Raw genomic sequence first — 22,416 nt, 5'->3', positions numbered from 1 at the left:
ATGGCGGCAAAATCGATGATGCCGGTGGCGACGATCGCTGCCGGACGGACGCTGCACCGTGTTCATGGCAAATCCGTCGACGCGCGCTGGTATGGCCGCAAGGACGCGTCCTGGCGCTGGGACGATCCCGACGGACAATTCGGCGTTCTTTATCTTGGGAAAACACTGGTTGGCCCGTTCGCGGAAAGCCTGCTGCGGAAGCCCGCTGACCGGGACCTGTTATGGGACCGTGTCGAGCAGAAGCGCGCGGCTACGTTCAAGACCAGACGAACACTACGCCTTGCCAAGCTGCATGGCCCCGGTCTCGCCTGGTTTCAGACCACCGCTGCCGGCGTAGCGGCCGATTTCGATCCGGTCACCAATCCTGGTGGTTACGACATTACGCAACGGATTTCCGCGATCGTTTATACCGAGACGGCGTTCGATGGCATCCAGTATAGGTCGCGCTTCGACACGGACGAACTTTGCATCGCATTGTTCGAGCGAGCGGATCCCGCAATCGACCTGACCGGTGAGAATCTGCAGATCGACAAGGGCTGGGTCCGCAAGATCCTCAAACCGCGTGGATTCGAACTCATAGAATTCTAGATCCACCGTCGATCCCGGTTGCGCGTTGAGCTACATATTTTGCAGTGGATTTTTCACTTTTGCGAGAAACCGCGCAGGAAATGAACCGCCGAGCGCGGACGTTCGAGGCGGATACCCAGCATTTCAAATTCATTCCTGTTCCCGGAACCTCACCACGCCGGCGTATCGCGCTCGCCGGGCAATCGACTTCGATCCAGACAGCGCAAAAAAATGCGGCGACCATCGAAGCTGACCGCCCAGCGCGATAATTGTTCCGACAACAGTGTCACGGTCTTCGACGACTATCCTGGCCGAGGAGAAGATGTCGATCCGCCCGTCCGAATCGACCTCAGAGGCGACGAATGATTGTCGGCTTAGCGCCCTATTCTGTTGAAGAAGTCGCCCGGCGGACTGCGGAGGGTGGAAGCGGACGGGAGGCGAACGGCCTCCCCACCTTGATCAGGCGGTGGCGAGGTGCTGGATCGGGAAGATCTTTGCCATTTTCCGGAGGTTTTGGGCCGCGGCGGCGAGGTGGAACTCGTCACGGGCACCATTGGGGCCGCGCAGACGCAAGCGGTCCAGTTTCAGGATGCGCTTGAGGTGGGCGAACAGCATTTCGACCTTCTTCCGCTCTCTGCTCGACACAAGATAGGCGTCGGTTGTCGCGATATCGCGGGCCATGTCGCGCGCGCCTTCGTGGATTGAACGCGTGATCTTGCGGGCTGGCGCATTGGGCGTGCATTGCGGCTTCAGAGCACAGCCTTCGCAGTCGTGCTGACGCGCGCGGTAGCGGATGGAGCCGTCCTTATCGATCCCGGTGCGCGGTGTACTGAAGTTGCGATTAGACCGCCGCAAGTGGTTGCCACCCGGGCAGATATAGCTGTCGTCGTCATAATCATAGATGAAGTCGACGCGCTCGAAGCTGCTGTCATTGCGACCGGATTTTTCGAACACGGGGATATGCGGCTCGATGCCTTTCTCTTCCACCAGCCACGCCAGGTTCGCGGCGGAACCATAGGCTGCGTCCGCTACAAGCCGATGCGGCCAGATGCCGAAGCGCTCCTGCGTCCGGTCGATCATTCTTCGCCCGGTCCATCGTCATCAGCTGGGAAATAGCAATGCCGCCGCGCGGTAGCTCGAAATCGGCTATCTCCACGGTCCGCTGCATCGGCCTCGCTCCCTCCCTTCGGCGCATTGGTCAGGCAGGTACGCGTGACCTACATTTCGATCCAAAGGTGATCGATGAGGATTGGCGCTAGGCCAGGCTTCCGGACATGGTTGGACTGCAGAGCGGCAAGACGCGCTCCGGCGTCATGGTCGTGCAATGTGATCTTGTCGCTTTCGGACCATCCTTCCACCGGCTCCGCCACAATGCCGTCGATCCAACTGTCGAGCTGCGTTCGCCAGAAGACACAATCTTCGGCCTGCAAGTACCCGATCATCGCCGCGCGATTGTGTGCAGCCCCATGGTGGCCCGCCTTGAAACGCTGGATTCCGCCCGCGCTGCTGAAACGGCTGATCAGATATTCGCGCTCGTCGCGGTCAGAGCCAGGAGGCGTGGGGAGGCGCTTGCATTCCACGGGCAGTAGGGTCTGATACTCGGTGTACGCCCGCCCTTCGATCCATATGACATCGCCGCAGGGCGCGACGGCGAGATCGATTGCGCGATTGCCGTTGGTTTCGTCGGGCTCCTCGCGCCGGAACTGAAGAAAATCCCATCCCGGAGCGTGCCGTGTCAGGCTGGCGAGGCGCGCGCAGAGTTGCGCGGTCAACTTCGTCTCCCCTGTCGCCGTTTCGCGCGCAGGATCGTCGCGCCATCCCGGAAGGGCATCGCGTAGGAAGCGGATCAGGGATGAGAACCATTCGCCGGGAAGATGCACGCCGGCGTCAAGCGAACCCGCATGACCAACGCTTTCACCGTCGTCGGCCAGCATATCAGAAACCCTGGCCTCGCAGATCGGCGAGAACATCGTCGGCATCGCGGAGCGCGACCGATCGGGTCCAGAAACGGTGCCGGTCGGGTTTGAGCAGAAAAACGAATTCCTTGTCGTACAGTCGCGTAATCCGCGTGATCGTCAGGCTCGAGCCCCGCCGCTCGCGCAACAAGCTGTCGAGTTTGATGCGTAGTTCATCGGCACCCGTCCAATCGACTTGGCCATCACCGAAGGCAAAGGCCCGGCAAATAGCGCCGGACCATTTTTGTGCGGGAAGCGGGCGCAGCGGCGTGCGCGAATAGATCGCATTCAACTGCCGCGTGAACACCTTGTCGAAGGCTTCAAGGGCCGCTGGCGGGGCTGCCTGCATGACGGCGGAACCCGTACCAAGCCGAATGAAATCGCGCTGATGCTCGACGATGTCTTCAGCAATGATCCTTTCGTTATCGCTGAGATCCAGATTCCCGCTTTCGGGATAGGGTAGGGCAAGCACGTCTGCGTTTAGGATCGCCGTCGCACGCTGCGTAAACAGGCGGGGGCTGATGCCCGCGATATAGGCTCGCAGGGCTACCGACTCCCGTTCAAGCCATTCGCCAATCGCCGCGAGTTGAGGGAGCTGACCGCGTGGTGCCGCAAGGCCGACGATCTCGTGTTTATAGGTTAGATAGTGACCCGTCCACATCCCGTGGTGCAGATCTTCATGCTCTTTGATGAGCAGGAGCGGCGGCGTAAATCGGCGCTCCGTCTTCGTATCCTTGATTGGTTGCTTGGGCACGACGGCAAGATTGCTCGTGTCGAGACCGGCGCTGGATAGCGCGCTGGTGGGAAGGAGCGGTTTGCCGATGAGATGGTTGGCGGGGCGCGAGATACCCTTCTGTCCCGCAATATAGCCTTCGCCGAAATCCCATTGCCGCTGTTCGGCGAATTGTCGCAGCGTAGGATAGGTGCGCAGCCGCTTGATCAGATCGTGCGCCCGGCTGCCCCCCAGCAGATTGGCCCGCCAGATGTCCCGCGACTGTTGAGCATCGATGTTGCTGATCCAGTGAAGATCGTAATAATCAATGTCGAATCCCTGCTCTGCGGTCGCCCGGCCGTTGCGCCGGAAAGCTGCGTGCAGGAGGCGGCCGTCGACTTCGGGATCTTCCGCCTCTGCGATTACGACGACAATCTTCGGATCGGCGTTTCCCTTTTTGAACAGTCCCCGGACGGATACAAAGTCCAATAGCTCGCGGACACGCCAGGTTTTGAAGAACGCTTGGCGGACCGAATGGGCATTCTGGTTGTACAGGAACCCCGACGGCTCGATCATTGCGAGAATGCCGCCTTTAGTCGCCATCGCCATGGCTTCGTGGAGGAACAGGTAGGCGAGCTGCTTGTCGGCGAGGGGGCCGTACTCCTTCGTATACGACGCGGCGCAATCGCGAGCACCCTTGGTCGTCAGCGACGAGGCGAAGGGCGGGTTGCCGACAATGATCGCGACCTTCTGCGCGATAAGGCCATTTTTCTTTGCGTCGAAAAAGCAGCTCCAATGGAGCGTCTCGCCGGCAAGGCGTGGGAAGAGCTTCACGCTGGCGCGAATATCCTCGGGCTTCAAGGCGTCGCATAGGCTGAGGCAGAGGCTGAATGCTGCGAGCTCGACCGCACCTTCCTCGAGATCGACGCCATGAATGCGCTGGAGCAGCCCGCGAAGAGTTTCCACGCCGGGATGCACCCATCCGTTGCGCGAACGCCAATGGAGCACGAGCCGCTTGTACGCCTCGACGAGGAAAACGCCCGAACCGCATGCCGGATCGAGGATGACTCCGTCGCTTTCCATCAGCGCGTCGATCCGATCCCAATCGAGAACCTCCTCGAGCATCAGTCGAACAAGCGCCGGCGGCGTGTAGATGGAGCTGGCCTCGTCTTTCACGAAGAGCTGGTAGATGTTGCTGATCAGCTCGACCGGCAGGTCTCGGAACGAATAAAGGCGCCAGAAGCTGAGCTGGCCGGTTTCATCTTCATAGCCCTGCACCAATCGCGCATAGCGGGCGAGATCGGAAGTTTTGGCCAAGGCGGCGCGTTCGCTGTCGCGAAGTCGGAAGACATGGCCGTTGAATCTTGCCTCAAGCGCTTCGAGCAGCCTGATCAGCGCCGGACCGTCGGCAAGGACCTCGAAGAAGCGAGAGGCACCGGGCAGGGCGCTCGCGAAATCATGGGGGAGCAAGACCAGTCGCTCTTCGAGATATGCGATCAGCAGTGACAGGATGAGCAGCCGGCGGCGCAGCGCCGGGTCAAGCAATTCGCTGTCCGAAAGCTGTATGGCGAGCGCGCGGACCCCGGCGACCAGTTTGCGGTGAGCCGACTTGGTCGCGGACAGCATGAGCAGGCATGCGTCGGGGTCATCCCAGATCGCGCCATTGCGGATTCGCTGCGCGTCCCACCAGACATCTTGCTCCGCGATCGCCGCGCCCAATTCCAGCGTGCGGATCGGATTGCATATCGGACGATCGTCCGTACCGACGAAATCCGGCTGGTGTGCGCAGCGAAACAACTGGATGACGCCCGGTCCTGCGCGATAGACCAGCGGCACGCCGCCCCAGCTCCATAGTCGCTTGTGGAGTTCGGCAAATCTTGTGTCGTCGGGATGATCCTTGGTGTCGAAGACGAACGCCTGCGCGACCGGGGTCCGTCCTTGTCGCTGCGCCTCGAAGAAGACCGCGCGTGCCCCATAACTGGCCGCACGCTCGATCATGGCTACGACATCCGGATTCTGCCCTTCGCGATCGAACGAGGCAACCGGAACCAATCCTTCGACGGCCGGGACGTCCCCGCGGCCGATCGAAAACAGCCATTCGGCGCCAGCGAACGCCGCATCGGGCGCGTGCACTGTCATCGCCGGAGTCCGGTCAGCCGCGACGGCGCCGTCAGCATCACTTCTGCCGCTTTTTCTTCGTTAGCGCGAAGCCTTCCTTGAGAAGGTCTGTCATCGTCATGCCTTGCGCGACAGCGAACCCTTTGAAGTCCTTCTTGAAGTCGGCGCTCACCTTGAAATTGAGCGATTTGTTTTCGCCATCCGTGGCACCATCGTCTACGATCTGCTTGTCGACCATCAGGCGAACCTCCCCACTGCGGACCGCCGTGGGCCGTGCGCATCTGGTGGAGAAATACAGAAATCGGCCTTTCTTGCAATCCACAAATGTGGATTGCAAGAAATCTGGATATCCAGAAATCAGGAACCTGGGAATGGTGAGCACGCGTCGTCCTCGAATTCGGTCTCCGATTCAAATGTCGCAATAGAACAAATAAGGAACAAATGCACCAAGCAATCCGCGTGGGTGCAAATTGTGACTAAGGATGCGTTGGGTTTTCTTCCTTTCACCGGCTGTGCGGAATGGCGGGGAGGCGAATGCGCCTGCATCGGGGCCTACCTCGGGTCGCGCGCGCCAAACGGCTGCAAGTAAGGTGCATTGGGGTGGCCGCACTGCGCTCAGCATTTCTCCGCGTCCGCTTTCAAAGATTCGTGACCGAAAGCGGCCTGACCGCAAACGTTGAGAGTTTCGGACGCCGCCAGGCGTCAGAAAGTCTTCGGTGCACCGGCCAGTGGCGGCGGATTGCACTTCAATCCGCCGCCGATCGGTTTGATCAGTCGAATTTGACCAAATTCAGAGCAGGGAGCGGTCCGCCCGGGAACTGGACGAGGCGTCCGCCGGTCGCGAGCGAGCCGAGATCGATCCCGGCAAAGCCGAGCCGGTCGATCAGCGCGCCGACCTTGGCCTTGGCCGGGGCATCGTCGCCTGAGTAGAAGAGCACGCGATGGCCACCTTCACTGGCCGGATCGCGCGAGACGAGATGCGGCTGAAGGTGGTTGAATGCCTTCACCACCCGGGCGCCCGGCACCATGTCGGCGAACACTTCTGATGACGCACGCCCTCCAAGGTCGAAAGGCTTGAATAGCGGCGCTTCGATCGGGTTGTTGGTGTCGACGACGATGCGGCCGCCAAAGTCGGGCAGGTCGGCGAGCGCGGCCGGAAGCTTCGACCAGTTCACCGCGACGAAGACGATATCCTTCGCGGCGGCTTCCTCGCGCGTTCCGGCGGTGATCGCCGGACCGATGGCCGCGACGACCTCGGCGAGGCTCTCGGGGCCACGGCGGTTGGCGAGCGTCGCCGGGATATCCTTGTTCGCGAGCGCGGTGGCGATGGCGCGGCCGATGTTGCCGGCGCCGATGATGCCGATGCTGGGCATGACGATAGTCCTTTCTGGTCGGGTCAGGCGGTCAAGCCGCCGTCGGCGACGATGTCGGCGCCGGTGACGAAGGCGGCTTCGTCGCTGGCCAGGAAGGCGACGATGCTGGCGATTTCAGCCGGCTGGCCATAGCGGCCGATTGCCATGCCGGGACCGACGATCGCGGCGACGGGGCCGTCGGCGGGGTTCATGTCGGTGTCGGTCGGGCCGGGGTGGACGGTGTTGACCGTGATCCCCTTGGGCCCGAGATCGCGCGCGAGGCTGCGGTTGAAGCCGGTGATCGCGCCCTTGGTCAGCGTATAGACCGACGCGGTTGGAAAGGCGGCGTAGCGCGTCATCGACGAACCGATGTGGATGATGCGGCCGCCCACTTTCATGCGCCGCGCGGCTTCCTGTGTCGCGACGAAGACGCCGGTGACGTTGACCGCGAGCATGCGCTCATAATCCTCGAACCGGAACTCTTCGATCGGCGCGTTGACCGCGACGCCGGCATTGTTGACGAGGATATCGATGCCGCCGAAGGCTTCGACGGTCTGGATGACCGCGGCGCGAACGGCGTCGGGGTCGCCCGCATCGGCGGCAATGGCGATGGCCTTCCCGCCCGCGGCTTCGATCTCGGCGACAACGCTCGCCGCGCTGTCGGGCGACGCGCTGTAGGTGATGGCGACCGCCGCGCCGTCGGCGGCGAGGCGGCGCGCGATGGCGGCGCCGATCGAGCGCGAGCCGCCGGTGACAAGGGCGGTTTTGCCCGTGAGGTTCTGGCTAGCTTTGGTCATGGTCTGCACTCCTTGTTGTGGGGTGAGACCAAGATGGCGCAATGTTTATGGCTCGATTAGTCGGTAATGATTTGCTATATATTCAATCATTGATTGAAAATGGAAACGCTCGCCAATCTTATATCCTTTGTGCGCAGCGCCGAGCTGGGCAGCTTTTCCGAAGCGGCGCGCCGGCTGGCGCTGACCCCGGCGGCGGTGAGCCGCAACGTCACGATGCTCGAACGCAATCTGGGGGTGCGGCTCTTCCACCGGTCGACGCGCAGGTTGACGCTGACCGAGGCGGGGGAAGCCTTTCGCCTCGCGATTGCGGGAAGCCTCGACGACATCCAGGCGGCGATCGCGGGGATTGCTTCGGACAGCGGGGAACCGGCGGGGGTGCTGAAGGTCAGTATGGCGCCGACCTTTGGCGTTATGCACCTGCTGCCGATGCTGCCCGCCTTCCTCGCGCGTTATCCCCGCATCCGGCCCGAATGGCATTTCGAGAATCGGCCGGTCGACATTGTTGCCGAGGGTTATGATGCGGCGATCGGGGGCGGCTTCGACCTGTCGCCGGGAGTCGTGGCGCGGGCCCTGGCGCCCGCGCATATCGTCGCGGTCGCATCGCCCGCCTATATGGCGGGCCGCGTCGCGCCGGGCGATCCTGCCGGACTGGTCGAGTTTGAAGGCATCGTCATGCGCTCGCTCCAGTCGGGGCGCATCCGCCACTGGATGATGCGCGATGCGGTCGGGAACGAGAGCGCGGCGACATTGCGTGAGGATATCGTCGTCAACGATCCCGCCGCGATGCGCGAAGTCGCGCGGCTCGGGCTCGGTGTCGCGCTTCTCGCGATGCCCGATGTGCTGCCGGAACTCGAGAGTGGTAAGCTGGTGCGGCTGGTCCCACGCTGGTACGCCGACGCGGGTGCGATCTCGGTCTATTATGCGTCGCGCACGCTGCTTCCCGGCAAGACGCGCGCGTTCGTCGATTGGGTCGCCGATGTTTTCAAACGCGAGCGGCTGGCCGAACGGTTTGCGGGTAGCTTGGGTAGTTAACGCTCAGTCCCGGAAAGTCTGCTTCTCGATGCTGGCTAGATAAAAGCTGCACGACCGCAACCGGTCAGAATTGCTTCAAAAGCAGCCCCGTGAGCGATTGACCAGCTTGACCGTTTGGCGGTGGCAGCGGGAACGGCCACTTTACCGCCCCGGCATCGAATGACGCTCTATCCTGAATTCGGATCGATCTCGACCGTCTGGACTGATCGTCGGCTTCCCTGCTTCAGAGGTGGAAAGGGGGTGAGGGCGGAGTGCGTCCGAAGGCTGATCGGCCTTCTGCGTAACCCAGCCAATCAAGGAGAGCCACCATGGCCACGCTTGCACCCACGACCGATCATCCCGTTTCCGGCGCCTATCGTGTCGATATTTCCCGCGGCCGAAATATCGGGCGCGTATCTTCTGAATGGTTCTCGCGGCCCGACGATGAGCGCTATCTTTCGCTGACCGAGCTTTACGCGGCCGTTCGTACCCGCGCCGACCGCTCCACGGCGCGCGTCGTGGATAGCAAGGAGATTCGCGTCGAGGCGCGCAGCGACAGCCCCGAACGCCTCTCGCTCATCGTTCCCGGTGAAGAACGGCCCGTTGCCCCGACCAACTGGTCGTTCGGACAGCTTTGCAGCCTTGTCAGTGCGCCCGCATCCTATCTGCGCGAACTGCCTGCGGCGCTCGCGGGGATCAACCTCCAGCACGGGCTCGTCGCGCACCGGGCCGAGCAGGTCAAACTCTACCAGACCCACGATGGTCGGAACGAATTACGCGCTGCCACCGGTCCTGACTATGGCCGGATATTCGATCACGAACTCGTCGCCGCGGTGATGAAGATCGCCGGCGACGGCGTCGGGCAGACGCGGTGGAAGGTTCCGGGCGTGCTCGACTGGTCGAACATGTACTATAATCCCTATGTCGATGTCAGCCGCGACACGACCACGCTTTATGCCTCGGACCGCGATGTCTTTCTTTTTCTGGTCGATGACACGCACCCGATCGAGGCGGGCAAGCTTCCGAACGGCGAGCCCGATCTCTACTTCCGCGGCTTCTACACCTGGAACTCTGAGGTCGGCGCGAAGACGCTCGGCATGGCGACCTTCTATCTCCGCGCCGTCTGCATGAACCGGAACCTCTGGGGCGTGGAGAATTTCGAGGAGGTCAAGATCCGGCACTCGAAATTCGCTGCCAACCGCTTCGCGCACGAAGCCGCGCCGGCGCTCGAGCGTTTCGCGGACTCCTCGCCGATGCGCTTCGTCAGTGGCGTCAAAACCGCGCGTGAACGCATCGTCGCCCGGAAGGACGAAGATCGCGAGGACTTTCTGCGCAAGCGGGGCTTCTCGAAGGCCGAGTCCGCCAAGATTGTCGCGACGGTGCTGGGCGAGGAAGGCCGCCCGCCCGAGAGCATCTACGACTTCGTGCAGGGCATCACCGCCTTCGCCCGTACCAAGACCCACCAGGACAGCAGGCTCGATATCGAGAGCAAGGCCCGCAAGCTCCTCGAAGCCGTCCACTGACATTCTGCGCCGCCGGACGCGATCGTCCGGCGGCCAATTTTCCGAAGGAGGAAAACCATGGCCGACGCACGCCACACGCTGCTTGAGACGATGCAGGATCTCATGTCCAACTATCTCGTCGATGAATGCCCCGACCATGTGACGTGGGAAGATTTCGATCCTGATATCGACGGTCTGCGATCCACCGTCATCGACCTGCTCGACAAGTCACTGTCGCCGACCGCTCCGGCAGATATCGTCACCTATGTCGTCGACGTCGATTTCTATAGCGGCGATGACCGCTTCGCGACCGAGGTCTTCACGATCGACGCTTCGACGCCCGAAGGCGCCCAGCACCGCGCGCTCTCGCTGTCGCTCGACAGCATCTACAACGACCCGCGCATTCCCGACCTTTCTCGGACGGCCGCAGTCAAATCCACCGACGACGGCGCGGGCGATCCCGAATGATCACCGACCGGACCCAGCGGTGGCGCGAGCGCCGGTGCCGCTGGGTGCCGGGCACTGGGAGATCGACCCCGGAACCCTGTCCGTCGATATAATCGATACCCGGCGTGAGGCCGCGCCGTTCGTCAGGGAACATCATTATGCGGGGGCGATGCCGGTCGCACGGCTCTCGGTCGGCCTCTTCGCCAATGGCCGCGGCGGACGATCGGAACTCGTGGGCGTTTGCGTCTTCTCGCACCCGGTCAATAATGCAAGCGCTCCGAAAACGGCGGGCCTCGGCGATCCGCGCGCGGCGTGCGACCTTGGACGTCTCGTCATACTCGACAGTCAGGGCGCCAATTCGGAATCGTTCCTGGCGGCACGGGCGTTCCGGCTGCTCCGCCGCCAGAAACCCGAGATTCTGTCGGTCATATCCTATGCCGACCCGGTCAGGCGCGTCGATGCAGACGGACACGTGTTCCTTCCTGGCCATGTCGGCGGCCTCTACGCGGTGATGGGAAGTCGCTACACCGGCCGATCAAGCCCGCGCGTTGACCTCATCCTTCCCGATGGGCGCCCCATATCGTCGCGGGCAATATCCAAGATCCGCAATGCCGAATGCGGTCAGAGATATGCGATGGAGGATTTGATCCGAGCCGGTGCCCGCGCGCCGCGCCTCGGTGAGGACCGTGGCGAATGGCTCGCCAGCCTAGAACACACCGGCTTTTTGACACGGCGCCGCCATCCTGGCTGCCACGCCTATCTCTTTCCCTTGACGAGGGCGGTCCGGATCGCCGCGCGCAAGGTGCCGAGCCTGCCTTATCCCATCCTAGACCGGGCGGCGACCGGAGGCGACGTCACAGCGCTCCCGCTCCTCGACCTCGCTGCCTAGGCGGTCCTTTCAGTGATCGGCGGCGACGACTGCCCAAATCTACTCGTTCACGGAGAAAGCTCATGCACATCATTTTCCAGATTCAAGGTCGGATGGACGTGCCTGACGGCACCACTCCCTCACCCGGCATCGAGAACCAGTTTCGGCTTCCCTCAGGGCAAATTATCTCGGTTCACCCTGTCATCGAGCTGGCAAGCGGCCTCGATGCGGATGGCCATCGCGATCTCACCTATACGGAAGCCGCGGGGTTGGGAATTCTCCTCGACCTGTACGATCGAACAGCGACTCTCCGCACATAGAATTGAGCCCAGGCTCGATACTCCAGCACGGCCTGAAATTCCCGACAAACAGCGACCGACAGCGCAGCCATCGTGGTCGCTGCATGGAGAAGAGGGAGAGGGGCTCGGGTGATCGTCCAACTCAGGAGGTATACTACCCATGAAAATCGAACTTCGCCGCATCACCTATAATGCTGCGCTGTCGCAGGAAACCAGCGCCTACACGGCCGACGTCTATATCGATGGCGAACTGGCCTTCCATGCCCGCAACCAAGGGACGGGCGGCGCTGACTTCTTCCATAAGGTCGGCCGCTGGACCGAGATGGAAGTCAACCAATGGCTGGTCGCGAACCGGCCGCAGCAGTCCTTCGGCAAGTTCACCTACGATCATGACCTCGAGGTCGAAGTCGGCGATCTCCTTGCCCGCGAACTCGAACGCCGCCGATTGAAGCGGCTGATGCGCACCTTTGTCGTTACGATCGAGCGTGGTCAGATCTTCCAGTACCCGCTGCGTAAGCGCCCGGCCGACACGATCATCAGTGCGGTCCTGGCGACCAATCCCGATGCGATCATCGTCAATGGCGCGCGCGACGACCTGCTCCGCCAGGCCCTGGACATCCACCTATCGCAGAAATGAGCGACCAGCACGAACGCCAAGGAATCCGAACATGGCCAACAACTATGTCGAGACGGCCTTCAATGTGCCCGTCACGCCCGAAGAAGCATCGCTGCTCGAGGAATGCTTTCTTGTCGCCGAGAAACTGTCCGGCGATTTCGAGGGAACACCGAGCGGGGAGATGGCGGCGCTCGCGTCGCTCTACGCCGCCTGCAGCGATGCCTTCAGCAAATTCTTCCCCAAGCAAGATCACGAAGAAGATCCGTTCGCATCCTTCCTCGAACTCTGGCCCTATCCTGATATTCCCTCATTCGATGCGGACATCACGATCGACGACAATCGCGACGATACGGGCCGCGTCGCGTTCATTCGCGGACATGAAGCCGATGTTGAGGCGCTCGCATCGCTGATCCAAAAGGTCTGCAAAAGCGCGCTTCCCTTCGGTTTCGAGTGGGCGTCTACCTGCGACAAGTTCAGGCCGGGCCAGCATGGCGGCGGATATTTCGTCATCACCGGCACGGAGATTCTCGGCACCTCGACCCGCGAGATGATGGACGAAACGCTGCGATCGGTCCGCCCGGGATTGAGGACGTGACCGGCATCACCAGCGCGAGCGTGACGCTCTATGTCGATGTGTGGGACGAGCAAATCATGCGGCAATCGGCCTTTGCCGCCTATGCGCAGACGAGCGGAACCGCCGATCAGTCCGATTTTGAACTGATGTGCGGGACACAGGGCCAGCCCGATATCTGCGCATGCCTCAAGATGATCTTCGATCCCGGCCCGAGCCCGCTGGGCGTCCAGATCGAGGATTGCTGTGCCGAGCTAATCGATAATTGCGAACCGCAACTGGCCGACTGAAGCCGGAGGAGAGGGGGATGGGCAGGGGCGGGCGCGATGGGGCGCCCGAAGGCAGGAGCCTATCCCATGGCTTACGATATCGCGTTCCGATTTCAGCAAGCGCTCGATCCCTCGGGGCTGTCGACGCTTCCCGCCTGTCTCCACGCGCTGACCGCCGCGATCACGGATTGCCGGAACGCGGGCAAGTCCGACGATCTCGATCCCGCCGTGATTTTGCTGGCACGCCATCTCGGCGCCATCGCGAGAGACTTGGGCGAGGGTGACAGTCTGCTTCGCCGCGCCTGCATGGACCGGATTGCCGACATGCGAGGCAAATCCGCCCTCGCGGTGCTCGCGCAAAAGGGCGTCAGCTATGACGAGCAGGCCAAGAAGCTCTTCCATAGCGATGGCCGGAAGGCGCTGAAGCGCCTCGCCGACGCGCTTTGCCTCGCCGACGGAAGCTACGACCTGCGCTCGAACAAGGGCGGCATCGCGGTCAGCGGCGAGATCGTCCTTCATGGCGAAGGCATCTATGTCCAGCTCGGCCTCGGCATCGGGTCCGGCCGCGAGGTGATGTTTCGCCGTGTCGCAGGTCGACGAGACTATTGCGGCGACCGCAATCATTGGGCCGCCATTGGCGAACTGCTCGAGCCCGATCGCCTGGCGGCGCGCATCCGCCGCGACCTCCATCTCCCCAACCCCGGATCGCCGCCCCTGCGGCTCGTTGCCTGAGGAGCAAATCGATGGAAATCATTGTCTCCCGTTCCCGCCTCGCGGGGACGCCGCCCCATTATATCTACCGCGTCCTGGTCCCCGCCGACGGCGTCGCGGCAGAACGACGCATGATCGGCGGTGCGTCCGCTGCGCCCAAGATTGCGGGGCGGATCGCATGTGTTCGCATGGCGCCCATCGTAGCGCCCGAGCGCTATTTGATGATGAGCCCCGTCGAACGTGCGGCCCTCGCGCCGCGCATCGGGGCGCTCAGCCGCAGGATCGAATTGCTGATCATCCGCTCGATCTTCCCCGAGATGACAGCGGACTCGGTGCCGATCGTATTCGAGCTCGACCATGACCCAGGCGATGCGTGCGTCTGGATCCAAATCGCGGACCTCACGGCCGCGTTCGATCGCCTTGAGGCCAACCTCGACATTCTCACGGCCTTCGACCTCGGTCTGCGTCAGGGCGACAATTTACGCGCCGCCTGATGTCGGTCGGCCGAGTCCACGAAACCTGCAACCTCGTCCTGAAGCCACCCAAAAAGAAAGGGTCTGAAATGAGCGTTATCGGACATAATCACATACGAAAGGTCGAAACGTTCGACGGCTACGATATCATCGCCCACCCACTGCCGGCGCGCGATGATCGCGTCTACTATCCGACGGAACCCGACGGCTGCAGCGCCGGCGTCACCTATGCCTCGCACAATGTGATGATCGCAAGGCCGACCGGCATCGGCAAGAAGGGCCGCCTCGCCATATTGATGCACCATGGCGGCGGCCGCCATGTTCTCGAATTCTACGAGGGGCTTCTGCCGGTCGCTTCGGCCCTGCTCGCTCTTCCCGAGCGCGAGCAATATGCGCTTGCCTACACGATCTTCGAGCAAGCCGACGAATGCGCGATGGGCATGCGCGCCGCCGAGGCGCGGCGCTGGGCCGAGGCCCATGTCGATGGCCGCATCCGCAAGCGCCGCCGCGGTCGCTCACAACAGGTCTATGTCGAAACCGAGGCTGAGCGAGCCATTCGCCGAAGCCGATAAGCGGGGCCCCTGATGACGGGCCCATGCGCCCGCTTCCCCTGGGCTAGGAGGAAAGGGGGAGCGGGGCGGTGCGGCAGCAATGATGTTGCCCGGCAACCGGAGATCCTGTCATGACGCTTCCCCGCGAGATTCGGCCATCGGTCGGCGATGAACTCATCACGAAGGTATCGCGCCTGTTCAATGGGACGATCACCGACGTTCTCAACGAGCTGTTCCAGAATGCCCGCCGCGCGGGCGCCGGACGGATCGACGTTCATCTGGGCGACCACGAGGGCAGCTCGAGCCTTCACATCGCCGACGATGGCCGCGGTATCGACGACCCTGCTTCCTTCGTCACGCTTGGGCGCTCTGGCTGGAGCGACGAGATCGCGCAGCGCGAGGACCCGGCCGGCATGGGTGTGTTCAGCCTGGCCGGCAGGACCGTGACCGTGCGGTCCTTCTCGCGGGTCGCAGACGAGGGCTGGACAATGACCATCCCCGCGGACGGCTGGGAAGGAGCGCAGCCCCTGGCTGTCGAAAACTGTCGCATCCGGGCGGGCACAGAGATCATCATCGCCATGCCCAAGGAATGGCTCTGCAATCTTCGGGGCCAGATCGAGGCCGCTGCCAAGCATTTCCCCCTGCCTGTCCACTTCCACGGCGCACTGCTGCCGCGTGAGGATTTCCTCGAAGGGGCCCATCGGGTCGAGGAATGGAACGGTTGCCGGATCGGCATCTTCCGCGCGAATTATGATCTCGCGACTGAACCGCGGATCAACTTTCACGGGGTCAAGGTCGCCTGCCGCTTGCCGTCGGTCAAAGAGGTCGATGGTTCGTATCCCTGGACGGCCCGGATCGACATCGTCGACGCGCCATCGTTGCAGCTCGTGCTCCCTGCGCGCAAGGAAATGGTCGATAATGCCGCGCTCGCTTCGCTGCGGGTAGCCGTTCAGGCCACCATTTATCGAACCATTGCAACCGAGAGCAGCCACCGACTTTCATTCCAGAACTGGCAGCGCGCAGCCGATCTCGGCATCGAACTTCCCGAAGCCAGTGCCTGGCTCTCCGAATGGTGCCCACGCACGGCGGACGATCGTGGCGGCGCCGAGGGCGCCCGCATCGAGGCCGTCCCGATGATCCTGATTCCCGATCATGACGCCGATATCGAGCAATGCGCGGCATCGCTGCTGACCGAAGAGAGGCTCGGCTTTCGTGCCGTCCGCGCCGAGGACGCGTTCGCGGGCTACAAATGGTATGATGACCTTCCCCGCGTCACGGGCCTGTCCTTTGCGACCGAGATTGACGGGCGTCAGATTCACTACGCCGACGGCGATGTGATTTGCTCGGACACATTGTCTGGCCGCGTTCCTATGATCACGCTCGAAGTTCCAGTCGTCCGCTGCGCCGCGTCCGACGAGCCGATCGCGACGTTGAACTTTCCCGTCGACATGCTGGTCTGTGCGAATGGCGGAAGCGGTCTTGATGAAACCCATGTCTTCGTTCGCGAAGGAGCCACTATCGCGCCGGCGGCGCTTGCGCAGATGATCGAGGATTGCTGCTTTGCCTACGACGAGGATTGTAGCAGCGATAGTTGGCACACCCAGCACCGCGATTTTGAACGCGATGCCCGCAAATTTGCAAATGAACTGCTTCTTGGAGCCGATGAAGCGCTCGCCGAGAACATCCGCGCCGTTTTCGCCGAAGAAGTTCAATGGATGATCCCGATCGGGCGGCGGCTCACGCTCGAGGCCTATCACGGCAATGTGCGGGTCGCGTTGGCGGCCAATGACGCCGACCCTGAAACCACTGTGGCATGACGATGCCGGAATCTTGAACCGAGCGGGCGATCCGTGGTCACCTGACCGGCCCAATTCCCGAGGAGTCACTCCCATGGCGGAAGACGAATTCGACGATCTCGTCGACAACGCGACCCATGCGGTCAACAATTTGATCCCATCCTCGCTACTCGCCGGAATGGATGCCGAGGGGAGATCGCATCTCCTGAACCTGATCAACGATGCTCTTGCGCCCATCTTGCGCGACCTCGGCCCTCCCGAGAGTGGCGACGCGGGCTCCGCGAGGACGCGCCTTTCGACGATGGCCGCGTTCCTTTCCGAACTGATCGAGACGCATATCGACAAATGCGAGAACGCCGGGGGCGGTCCGGACGAGCGCCCGCCGCACATCGTCTCCGAGGCATTTGGCACGCAGGCTTATATCGCAAGCATCGCGACCAGCTCCAGGATCGATGCCGCGCATATTCATGTCGTGTTCGAAGACGGTGATGCCTTCCGGCTCACGATCAAACGCGTCGGCACCTGAAGGCGGGCCTCTCCTCATCCACTTCGACTGGACTTTGTCATGGCGAACGCTGAACCATCGATCCGATTGTCGCCGCGGCGCGCGGAACTCGCCTCCTTCGAGCGTTGCTATGCCGTTGCCGTCAGGCGGTGCGCCGCCAGCGGTCGCGCCCAGTTCATCGTGAACACTGGAGAGACGCTGCGGCCTTTCAGGGTCTCATCGCGACCGCCCGGCAATGGCGAAAGGTTGACGACCCTCGTCGCCTGACCGGCCAATACGGAGGAGGGAAGGGAGAAGCATCGGCGAGGATCGTTGGAAGGTATTCGCCGATGACATCTTCACGCCCGCAACATTCGCACCGCTTCTTTCGGCGATCGCTCGGCTGCCGGTGCCGTTGATATGGCTACCGCGCTCGCCCGCCTCTCGTCTGATGTCCGGCCACACCCGGGTCTTCCGGACGATCCTGCGCTGCCACGTCCGCCGGTCATCGCCGCATGGGGCATGGGACTCGATAGCACGGCGATGATCATCGAATGGATCGCGCGCGGCCGACCCCTGGACCTCGTGCTGACGGCCGACACCGGCAGCGAGCGTCCGGAAACCTATGACTATCTCCCGATATTTCAGCGCTGGATGGATGCCCGCGGCATAGCGCACGAGATCGTCCGCTATGCCCCGAAGCGCTTCAAGCATTGGCCGCCCTATTTCTCCCTGCTCGAAAACTGCCTCACCAACGCGACCCTGCCCTCGATCAGCTTCGGGCGTCACAGTTGCAGTCAGAAATGGAAGATCCAGCCACAGGATAAATGGGTCGAGAGCTGGGATCCCGCGAAGCAGGCGTGGGCACGCGGCGGCAAGGTGATCAAGCTCATTGGCTACGATGCATCGCCGGCGGACAGCCGCCGGTATGCGCACCGCGAGGGGCATGTCGACCCGCGCTATGACTATTGTTACCCCTTACGCGACTGGGGTTGGGACCGGCATCGATGCGCGGCTCGCATCAAGGCCGAAGGCCTTCCCGTTCCCGTCAAGTCGAGCTGCTTCTTCTGCGCCGCGATGAAGCCGCACGAGGTTCAGACCTTGCCCGCTTGGTGTCTGCGCCTGATCGTCCTGATGGAAGCGCGCGCGGCCCCCCGCCTGATCAATGTCGAAGGCCTGTGGCGGCGGTCCACCCGTGCGCGGCCCGGTACGATGACCGAGTTCATCCGGGACCGCGGCCTGTTGCCGCCCCGCGAGATTGCCGCGATCGTGAACGGCGCACCCGTCGCCCTCGTCGAATTCCAGGCAGTCGCGGCGCAGATCCCGATCGAAGAGCGACCGCCGCTCCGCGAATGGATCGACCGGTTCAACGCCGGTGTCACGCGGCTCGCGGCGTGACCATCGAGCACCGCGGATCCGAATTCGCGGATCGAACAGCAGGAATCGGTTCGTTGAATTGCCCTCGACCAGAGCCTCCCTTCAAGGAATACGCCATGGAAACCGGACAATATCTTGTGCTCAGCACCGCCCATATTCGCTGCGCGACCGGGCAGCTGCTCACCGCTTGGGCAGACTATCCGCCGCACAGGCGGCCGCTGTGCGTCGCGCCAACGCAATATGGCTGGTTCCTCCATACGATGACGCTACCGCCCGAAGCGCAGCGCTGTCTCCCCAAGGAACTGCCCGCGATCCTGGCGCTCGGCCGCGACAACGGCTGTGATTATGTGCTGCTCGACAGCGACGGACCGACCGAGGACTTGCTACCGACGTTCCCTTGGTAGGTCCCTGTAAGTGTCTGGATGAGATAGTTCGGTGTCGGACTGCCGATTACTTGCCCTTTGTTCCCGGTGGAATGCCTGCTATTGGTAAAGTTAGATAGCTTGGCATTCGAAGGGTGAACGCATGGACGATTCCGAAACGCTCGTAACGCTGACCGCCGATATCGTGGCTGCTCATGTCAGCAACAACAGCGTCGCGATATCCGACATTCCCCTCGTCATTCGGTCCGTCCATGAAGCCCTCGCCGGTCTTGGCGTGACCGAGCCCCCCGAAGTCAAACAGGAGCCCGCCGTCTCGATCCGCGCCTCCGTGAAGCCCGATTACATCGTGTGCCTTGAAGACGGCAAGAAGCTCAAGATGCTCCGCCGCCACCTGATGACGGCCTATAACATGACCCCCGACGAGTATCGCGCGAAGTGGGACCTTCCCAAGGACTATCCGATGGTCGCGCCCAATTATGCCGAGACCCGCCGCACTCTCGCCAAGGCCATTGGCCTCGGAACCAAGGGTCGGGGCGGCGGCGGCAAGGCCCCGCGTGGCCGCGCCAAGGCAAAATAGCCCGGTCTTATCCTCCGGAAGGTCCCGCCCTTAGATCGTCCGCGCTTTGGGCACGCCTCAATGAAATTGGTCTTGACGTTGGCCGCCGCTCTGTGGGCGGTCCGGCGACCTTCACGCGCAACACCGCGACCGCGCCGTCACCGGACCGCGAGCTACCGCTCGCTCTGACCCCTCGCATCGCGGAATGACACTACCGGCGGCGTTAGCGGCCGCCGCCTCTCTTATCTTGAGACTGCCGTCCGACCGATCGCAGGCGCGCCGCATTGGCAGCGCGCCTGCGGCGCGTTCGAGACTCTGTCCCCTGGAATAGCCTGGCACCGGACTGTTGTGCTTGATCCGCAGATGGTTGGATGTCGCTGCGGGGCGGCTGTCCGCTGCCGCGGGCACCGCCGCTCTATCTCCGCGGCGCTGCGCGCCGCTCCGACCGAGCTCCGGCTGCGCCGGATCTCGGCCCTGAAGGGTAACGATTGGCTGCCGAAAGGGAAATGCGCGGGGGCCGGGTGGAGCTAGGCCGGTCGGCCGCGCCGACGGGATGGCGGGGGACTGACCTCGCACGCATCGGCCGAGACTTCGAGATCGATCGCGAGCTGGCGCAGCGCCCGCGCGGCCCCGAGCCGCTGGAGCCCGTCACCATGCGCCGCGGAACTGCCGCGATCCGCGCGCGACCGCGCGAGCCGCGCAACCGTCCTCATCGTCTCGGCATCCATGCGACCTGCATAGCGCATCCGCGCGCCTGAAGCGAGCGGGTGCGTGAGGGCGCGAGGGCGGGTGCGACCGCAGGCCGCGGCGCCGGACGGCGGCGGCGGGACAGAGAAGAGAGGGGGACCTTGGCGGGTGTCGCTTCGGGATTGGCCGGAGCGATGAACGTCAAAGGAAAGTCCCATGAATATTGGTGAATTCAGCAATCGGAACGGCCGTCTGATGGGGTCGATCGCGACCCGCACCATCGATCTGCCGCGTCTCGGCCTTCGTCCGGTCGAGAGCGATCACGAGCGGGCCCCGGCCTATGAGATCGTCGCGCTCAACGTCGGCAATCGCTGGGTCCAACTCGGCGCTCTCTGGGAAGCCGTCGCCAAAAATACCACCGGCGAAGTCTTCCTTCAGGGCTCGATCGACGACCCGAGCCTCCCGGAACCGCTCCCGATCGCGCTCTTCGGGTCCGAGCAGGATGGCTACCGCGTCGCGTGGCGGCGCCCGCAGCGCCGCGACGACTTCGGTCCCGCGATCCGCTCGTCGCGCCGCGACTATGGCGACGGTGAGCAGGGCGGCGGGTTCGGCGAGAGCACCGCAGGCACCGACGGCGCGCTGATGGATAATGGCGCGGGCGCCGGCGCCGACGTCGATGATGAGGTCCCGTTCTGACGGTCAGGCTTGACGGGCCGGGGGCTTCGGTTCCCGGCCCATTTTTCTCATCCAGCTTGGGAGGCCGTCATGGCCCAGATTCGTCTCATCGAATGCGGCGCCGTCATCGCCGCTGTCTTCGACATCGTCGCCGGAACCGCGCTCGAACCGCTCGCGCCCGTCCTCGCATGGGAGGTCGTCAACGGGCTGCGCCCGCTGGACGGCATCGCTGCCAGCCCGGCGCCGCGGAAGCCTGCGGGCGCAACGCTCCACTGATCCTCGTGCGGCCGGGCGGCGCAGCCGCTCCGGCCGATTTTCATTTTTGCTGACTGGAGGCCCATCATGACCAACGCCAACCCCGCGTCCGTCGACCGCTTCGCCGACCTGAAACAGCTATACGCCGAGGCCATCGCCACGCCTGAATTTCAGGCCGCCTTCGGCGACCCAATCCCGCTCTCGATCGTCTCCGCCGGGGACGAGCCGAGCGATCTCGACATGCCCGAGCCTTTCGCCGCGCAGGCCGAATGCGGCGGCGTGATCGCCGCGATCTTCGACCTCTTCACCGACACGCGCCTCGAAGCGTTCGCTCCGGACATCGCATGGGGCTTCGTCAATTCATTCCATTTCACGGCCGGAAAGCTTGCGCGCCGCGAAGATTCAATTGCGCAGGAACTCGGTGATCTCGCGCGCACGCCGGACCTCAGCGAAGTCTATGCGACGAGCCTGGAGGAGAAGCAGCTCCTCTGCCGCTCGCTCGCGGAACAGCGCGACGCCATCGAATGCATGCGCGATTATGCCGCCGAAATGTATCGCGCGCTCACCGGCTGGCCATGGTCGCCGGCGAAGGGAACCCGGGCGTCGTCCGTCTCGATGGCGAGCCAGATCGCGGCGCAAGATTTTCTGCGCGAGCGGGCGCTCGCCGCGCGCGAACGGACCCTCCCGCAAGGCCCGATCGTCGTCTTCTCGGGTCCCGCCGTCTGGGCCGACTGGGAACCGCTGTGGGCGCGGCTCGACCAGATCAAGGCCCGCGTGCCGCATATGACGCTAGTGACGACCGGCCAGCGCAAGGGCGCCGACGCGATCGCCGCCGCATGGGCGGCGCGTCCCGAGAACAGCGTGCCACTCGTTGCCTATGGCCTTTATGGCTCGGGGCGGAAAACCGCCTTCAACCGCAACCGCAAGCTCGCCGAGCTGAAGCCAGTCGAGGCTTTGCTCTGCGAGGGGTCGGGGCTTCAGGCCAATCTTTACCAGCTCCTCCGCAAGGCCGGGGTGCCGATTCATGCCTTCAAGAAGCCGGATGACGTTTCGCGCCCGGCGGCACAGCGGGGCCCCGGCCTCCGCCTGACGGCGTGACGGCGATGGCGATTCCTGAGGCTTATCGGCGGAACTTCGCGACGCTCCGCCGTGCGGCGGAAAAAGGCGACCTCGCCCTGATGGAATGTACCGATGCGGCGTCGGGCGAGCCCCGTTATGTCATCTGCGCGGTGGGGCGCGAGGGTTCGAGCTATGTCATGACGCCGTTCGGACATTTGCATGACGGCAATCCGTTCGAGGCCTATATGCCGCCGACCGGAGAAGCCTTCGAACGACGTTAAGAAAATGAGCGGTCGCCTTTCTTGCGAGGCGGCCGCCTTCCTCG

General features: G+C 63.2%; 27 protein-coding genes and 1 pseudogene. 21 read left to right on the top strand and 7 right to left on the bottom strand.

Going from position 1 to position 22,416, the window contains the following annotated elements; all coding sequences use genetic code 11:
- Positions 1–588: an RES family NAD+ phosphorylase gene (locus SPYCW_RS12010; protein ID WP_062900453.1), complete on the top strand. Its 588-nt coding sequence runs from the start codon at positions 1–3 to the stop codon at positions 586–588.
- A 438-nt stretch (positions 589–1,026) separates the two neighbouring features.
- Here SPYCW_RS12010 and SPYCW_RS12005 read toward each other — a convergent pair.
- The 6 genes and pseudogenes from SPYCW_RS12005 to SPYCW_RS11980 form a co-directional block, all read right to left on the bottom strand.
- Positions 1,027–1,653: pseudogene (locus SPYCW_RS12005) on the bottom strand (transposase); the annotation flags it as partial.
- Positions 1,654–1,784: 131 nt separating this feature from the next.
- Entirely contained in the window at positions 1,785–2,501 is a 717-nt protein-coding gene (locus SPYCW_RS12000; protein WP_062900452.1) for a hypothetical protein, read from the bottom strand.
- 1 nt (position 2,502) lies between these two features.
- Complete coding sequence (locus tag SPYCW_RS11995) at positions 2,503–5,232, bottom strand: HsdM family class I SAM-dependent methyltransferase (RefSeq protein WP_197715640.1); 2,730 nt, start codon at positions 5,230–5,232, stop codon at positions 2,503–2,505.
- 178 nt (positions 5,233–5,410) lie between these two features.
- A complete protein-coding gene (locus SPYCW_RS11990) occupies positions 5,411–5,590 on the bottom strand; it encodes a hypothetical protein (RefSeq protein ID WP_062900450.1) in 180 nt (59 codons plus the stop codon).
- Between the two features lie 532 nt (positions 5,591–6,122).
- A complete protein-coding gene (locus SPYCW_RS11985) occupies positions 6,123–6,725 on the bottom strand; it encodes an NADPH-dependent F420 reductase (RefSeq protein ID WP_062900449.1) in 603 nt (200 codons plus the stop codon).
- A gap of 23 nt (positions 6,726–6,748) precedes the next feature.
- Positions 6,749–7,501: a 3-oxoacyl-ACP reductase family protein gene (locus SPYCW_RS11980; RefSeq protein WP_062902942.1), complete on the bottom strand. Its 753-nt coding sequence runs from the start codon at positions 7,499–7,501 to the stop codon at positions 6,749–6,751.
- A gap of 99 nt (positions 7,502–7,600) precedes the next feature.
- Between SPYCW_RS11980 and SPYCW_RS11975 the strand changes: the two genes are divergently transcribed.
- From SPYCW_RS11975 to SPYCW_RS11895, 16 genes are all read left to right on the top strand, one after another.
- Entirely contained in the window at positions 7,601–8,533 is a 933-nt protein-coding gene (locus SPYCW_RS11975; RefSeq protein WP_062900448.1) for a LysR family transcriptional regulator, read from the top strand.
- 308 nt (positions 8,534–8,841) lie between these two features.
- Positions 8,842–10,035 carry a hypothetical protein gene (locus tag SPYCW_RS11970; RefSeq protein WP_062900447.1) on the top strand — a complete coding sequence of 398 codons (1,194 nt, stop codon included), beginning with the start codon at positions 8,842–8,844 and terminating at the stop codon, positions 10,033–10,035.
- A 57-nt stretch (positions 10,036–10,092) separates the two neighbouring features.
- Positions 10,093–10,482 (top strand): hypothetical protein, encoded by a 390-nt coding sequence (locus SPYCW_RS19315; RefSeq protein ID WP_232014692.1) that lies wholly within the window; start codon positions 10,093–10,095, stop codon positions 10,480–10,482.
- Positions 10,483–10,501: 19 nt separating this feature from the next.
- Positions 10,502–11,350: a Mom family adenine methylcarbamoylation protein gene (locus tag SPYCW_RS11960; RefSeq protein WP_232014691.1), complete on the top strand. Its 849-nt coding sequence runs from the start codon at positions 10,502–10,504 to the stop codon at positions 11,348–11,350.
- 62 nt (positions 11,351–11,412) lie between these two features.
- A complete protein-coding gene (locus tag SPYCW_RS11955; protein WP_062900446.1) occupies positions 11,413–11,649 on the top strand; it encodes a hypothetical protein in 237 nt (78 codons plus the stop codon).
- Between the two features lie 139 nt (positions 11,650–11,788).
- Positions 11,789–12,265 carry a hypothetical protein gene (locus tag SPYCW_RS11950; RefSeq protein ID WP_062900445.1) on the top strand — a complete coding sequence of 159 codons (477 nt, stop codon included), beginning with the start codon at positions 11,789–11,791 and terminating at the stop codon, positions 12,263–12,265.
- Positions 12,207–12,839 (top strand): hypothetical protein, encoded by a 633-nt coding sequence (locus SPYCW_RS11945; protein WP_137868952.1) that lies wholly within the window; start codon positions 12,207–12,209, stop codon positions 12,837–12,839. The genes SPYCW_RS11950 and SPYCW_RS11945 overlap by 59 nt, the downstream gene beginning before the upstream one ends.
- The gene (locus SPYCW_RS11940) at positions 12,836–13,105 is read left to right on the top strand and encodes a hypothetical protein (protein ID WP_062900443.1); all 270 of its coding nucleotides are present in this window, start codon (positions 12,836–12,838) and stop codon (positions 13,103–13,105) included. Before SPYCW_RS11945 ends, SPYCW_RS11940 begins: the two co-directional genes overlap by 4 nt.
- 66 nt (positions 13,106–13,171) lie before the next feature.
- The gene (locus tag SPYCW_RS11935) at positions 13,172–13,816 is read left to right on the top strand and encodes a hypothetical protein (RefSeq protein WP_062900442.1); all 645 of its coding nucleotides are present in this window, start codon (positions 13,172–13,174) and stop codon (positions 13,814–13,816) included.
- A gap of 110 nt (positions 13,817–13,926) precedes the next feature.
- Entirely contained in the window at positions 13,927–14,289 is a 363-nt protein-coding gene (locus SPYCW_RS11930; RefSeq protein WP_232014690.1) for a hypothetical protein, read from the top strand.
- Between the two features lie 68 nt (positions 14,290–14,357).
- On the top strand, positions 14,358–14,840 hold the full coding sequence (locus SPYCW_RS11925; RefSeq protein ID WP_062902940.1) for a hypothetical protein: 483 nt from the start codon (positions 14,358–14,360) through the stop codon (positions 14,838–14,840).
- Positions 14,841–14,950: 110 nt separating this feature from the next.
- The gene (locus SPYCW_RS11920; RefSeq protein ID WP_062900440.1) at positions 14,951–16,636 is read left to right on the top strand and encodes an ATP-binding protein; all 1,686 of its coding nucleotides are present in this window, start codon (positions 14,951–14,953) and stop codon (positions 16,634–16,636) included.
- 73 nt (positions 16,637–16,709) lie between these two features.
- Positions 16,710–17,141, top strand: a complete 432-nt coding sequence (locus SPYCW_RS11915; protein WP_062900439.1) for a hypothetical protein — start codon at positions 16,710–16,712, stop codon at positions 17,139–17,141.
- Between the two features lie 480 nt (positions 17,142–17,621).
- Positions 17,622–18,497: a hypothetical protein gene (locus tag SPYCW_RS11905; protein ID WP_232014689.1), complete on the top strand. Its 876-nt coding sequence runs from the start codon at positions 17,622–17,624 to the stop codon at positions 18,495–18,497.
- Positions 18,498–18,592: 95 nt separating this feature from the next.
- On the top strand, positions 18,593–18,880 hold the full coding sequence (locus tag SPYCW_RS11900; RefSeq protein WP_062900438.1) for a DUF5983 family protein: 288 nt from the start codon (positions 18,593–18,595) through the stop codon (positions 18,878–18,880).
- A 121-nt stretch (positions 18,881–19,001) separates the two neighbouring features.
- Positions 19,002–19,436, top strand: coding sequence for a MucR family transcriptional regulator (locus tag SPYCW_RS11895; RefSeq protein WP_062900437.1), 435 nt, complete (start codon positions 19,002–19,004; stop codon positions 19,434–19,436).
- Positions 19,437–19,942: 506 nt separating this feature from the next.
- Here the strand turns inward: SPYCW_RS11895 and SPYCW_RS11890 are convergent.
- Positions 19,943–20,161 (bottom strand): hypothetical protein, encoded by a 219-nt coding sequence (locus tag SPYCW_RS11890; protein WP_232014688.1) that lies wholly within the window; start codon positions 20,159–20,161, stop codon positions 19,943–19,945.
- Between the two features lie 157 nt (positions 20,162–20,318).
- Between SPYCW_RS11890 and SPYCW_RS11885 the strand changes: the two genes are divergently transcribed.
- The 4 genes from SPYCW_RS11885 to SPYCW_RS11870 all read left to right on the top strand — a co-directional run bounded on the left by SPYCW_RS11885 (position 20,319) and on the right by SPYCW_RS11870 (position 22,372).
- Positions 20,319–20,798, top strand: coding sequence for a DUF736 domain-containing protein (locus SPYCW_RS11885; RefSeq protein ID WP_062900435.1), 480 nt, complete (start codon positions 20,319–20,321; stop codon positions 20,796–20,798).
- Between the two features lie 69 nt (positions 20,799–20,867).
- Positions 20,868–21,053: a hypothetical protein gene (locus SPYCW_RS11880; RefSeq protein WP_062900434.1), complete on the top strand. Its 186-nt coding sequence runs from the start codon at positions 20,868–20,870 to the stop codon at positions 21,051–21,053.
- Between the two features lie 66 nt (positions 21,054–21,119).
- Positions 21,120–22,130 carry an SLOG family protein gene (locus tag SPYCW_RS11875; RefSeq protein ID WP_062900433.1) on the top strand — a complete coding sequence of 337 codons (1,011 nt, stop codon included), beginning with the start codon at positions 21,120–21,122 and terminating at the stop codon, positions 22,128–22,130.
- A gap of 5 nt (positions 22,131–22,135) precedes the next feature.
- Positions 22,136–22,372, top strand: coding sequence for a DUF6117 family protein (locus tag SPYCW_RS11870; protein ID WP_062900432.1), 237 nt, complete (start codon positions 22,136–22,138; stop codon positions 22,370–22,372).
- Positions 22,373–22,416 lie beyond the last annotated feature (44 nt).

Origin of the sequence: Sphingopyxis sp. EG6, assembly GCF_003609815.1 — a bacterium.
Taxonomy (GTDB): Bacteria; Pseudomonadota; Alphaproteobacteria; order Sphingomonadales; family Sphingomonadaceae; genus Sphingopyxis.
The sequence above is the reverse complement of the archived record's forward strand: the minus strand, read 5'-3'. Positions and strand labels throughout refer to the sequence as shown.

Coding starts and splice junctions, on each gene's coding strand:
- SPYCW_RS11880 (WP_062900434.1), top strand. CDS start 20,868: ATGGCCCAGATTCGTCTCATCGAATGCGGCGCCGTCATCGCCGCTGTC.
- SPYCW_RS11955 (WP_062900446.1), top strand. CDS start 11,413: ATGCACATCATTTTCCAGATTCAAGGTCGGATGGACGTGCCTGACGGC.
- SPYCW_RS11870 (WP_062900432.1), top strand. CDS start 22,136: ATGGCGATTCCTGAGGCTTATCGGCGGAACTTCGCGACGCTCCGCCGT.
- SPYCW_RS19315 (WP_232014692.1), top strand. CDS start 10,093: ATGGCCGACGCACGCCACACGCTGCTTGAGACGATGCAGGATCTCATG.
- SPYCW_RS11895 (WP_062900437.1), top strand. CDS start 19,002: ATGGACGATTCCGAAACGCTCGTAACGCTGACCGCCGATATCGTGGCT.
- SPYCW_RS11930 (WP_232014690.1), top strand. CDS start 13,927: ATGATCGGCGGTGCGTCCGCTGCGCCCAAGATTGCGGGGCGGATCGCA.
- SPYCW_RS11945 (WP_137868952.1), top strand. CDS start 12,207: ATGGCGCGCGCGACGACCTGCTCCGCCAGGCCCTGGACATCCACCTAT.
- SPYCW_RS12000 (WP_062900452.1), bottom strand. CDS start 2,501: ATGCTGGCCGACGACGGTGAAAGCGTTGGTCATGCGGGTTCGCTTGAC.
- SPYCW_RS11875 (WP_062900433.1), top strand. CDS start 21,120: ATGACCAACGCCAACCCCGCGTCCGTCGACCGCTTCGCCGACCTGAAA.
- SPYCW_RS11970 (WP_062900447.1), top strand. CDS start 8,842: ATGGCCACGCTTGCACCCACGACCGATCATCCCGTTTCCGGCGCCTAT.
- SPYCW_RS11980 (WP_062902942.1), bottom strand. CDS start 7,501: ATGACCAAAGCTAGCCAGAACCTCACGGGCAAAACCGCCCTTGTCACC.
- SPYCW_RS11985 (WP_062900449.1), bottom strand. CDS start 6,725: ATGCCCAGCATCGGCATCATCGGCGCCGGCAACATCGGCCGCGCCATC.
- SPYCW_RS11990 (WP_062900450.1), bottom strand. CDS start 5,590: ATGGTCGACAAGCAGATCGTAGACGATGGTGCCACGGATGGCGAAAAC.
- SPYCW_RS11885 (WP_062900435.1), top strand. CDS start 20,319: ATGAATATTGGTGAATTCAGCAATCGGAACGGCCGTCTGATGGGGTCG.
- SPYCW_RS11915 (WP_062900439.1), top strand. CDS start 16,710: ATGGCGGAAGACGAATTCGACGATCTCGTCGACAACGCGACCCATGCG.
- SPYCW_RS11890 (WP_232014688.1), bottom strand. CDS start 20,161: ATGCGCTATGCAGGTCGCATGGATGCCGAGACGATGAGGACGGTTGCG.
- SPYCW_RS11950 (WP_062900445.1), top strand. CDS start 11,789: ATGAAAATCGAACTTCGCCGCATCACCTATAATGCTGCGCTGTCGCAG.
- SPYCW_RS12010 (WP_062900453.1), top strand. CDS start 1: ATGGCGGCAAAATCGATGATGCCGGTGGCGACGATCGCTGCCGGACGG.
- SPYCW_RS11920 (WP_062900440.1), top strand. CDS start 14,951: ATGACGCTTCCCCGCGAGATTCGGCCATCGGTCGGCGATGAACTCATC.
- SPYCW_RS11975 (WP_062900448.1), top strand. CDS start 7,601: ATGGAAACGCTCGCCAATCTTATATCCTTTGTGCGCAGCGCCGAGCTG.
- SPYCW_RS11900 (WP_062900438.1), top strand. CDS start 18,593: ATGGAAACCGGACAATATCTTGTGCTCAGCACCGCCCATATTCGCTGC.
- SPYCW_RS11995 (WP_197715640.1), bottom strand. CDS start 5,232: ATGATCGAGCGTGCGGCCAGTTATGGGGCACGCGCGGTCTTCTTCGAG.
- SPYCW_RS11925 (WP_062902940.1), top strand. CDS start 14,358: ATGAGCGTTATCGGACATAATCACATACGAAAGGTCGAAACGTTCGAC.
- SPYCW_RS11905 (WP_232014689.1), top strand. CDS start 17,622: ATGGGACTCGATAGCACGGCGATGATCATCGAATGGATCGCGCGCGGC.
- SPYCW_RS11935 (WP_062900442.1), top strand. CDS start 13,172: ATGGCTTACGATATCGCGTTCCGATTTCAGCAAGCGCTCGATCCCTCG.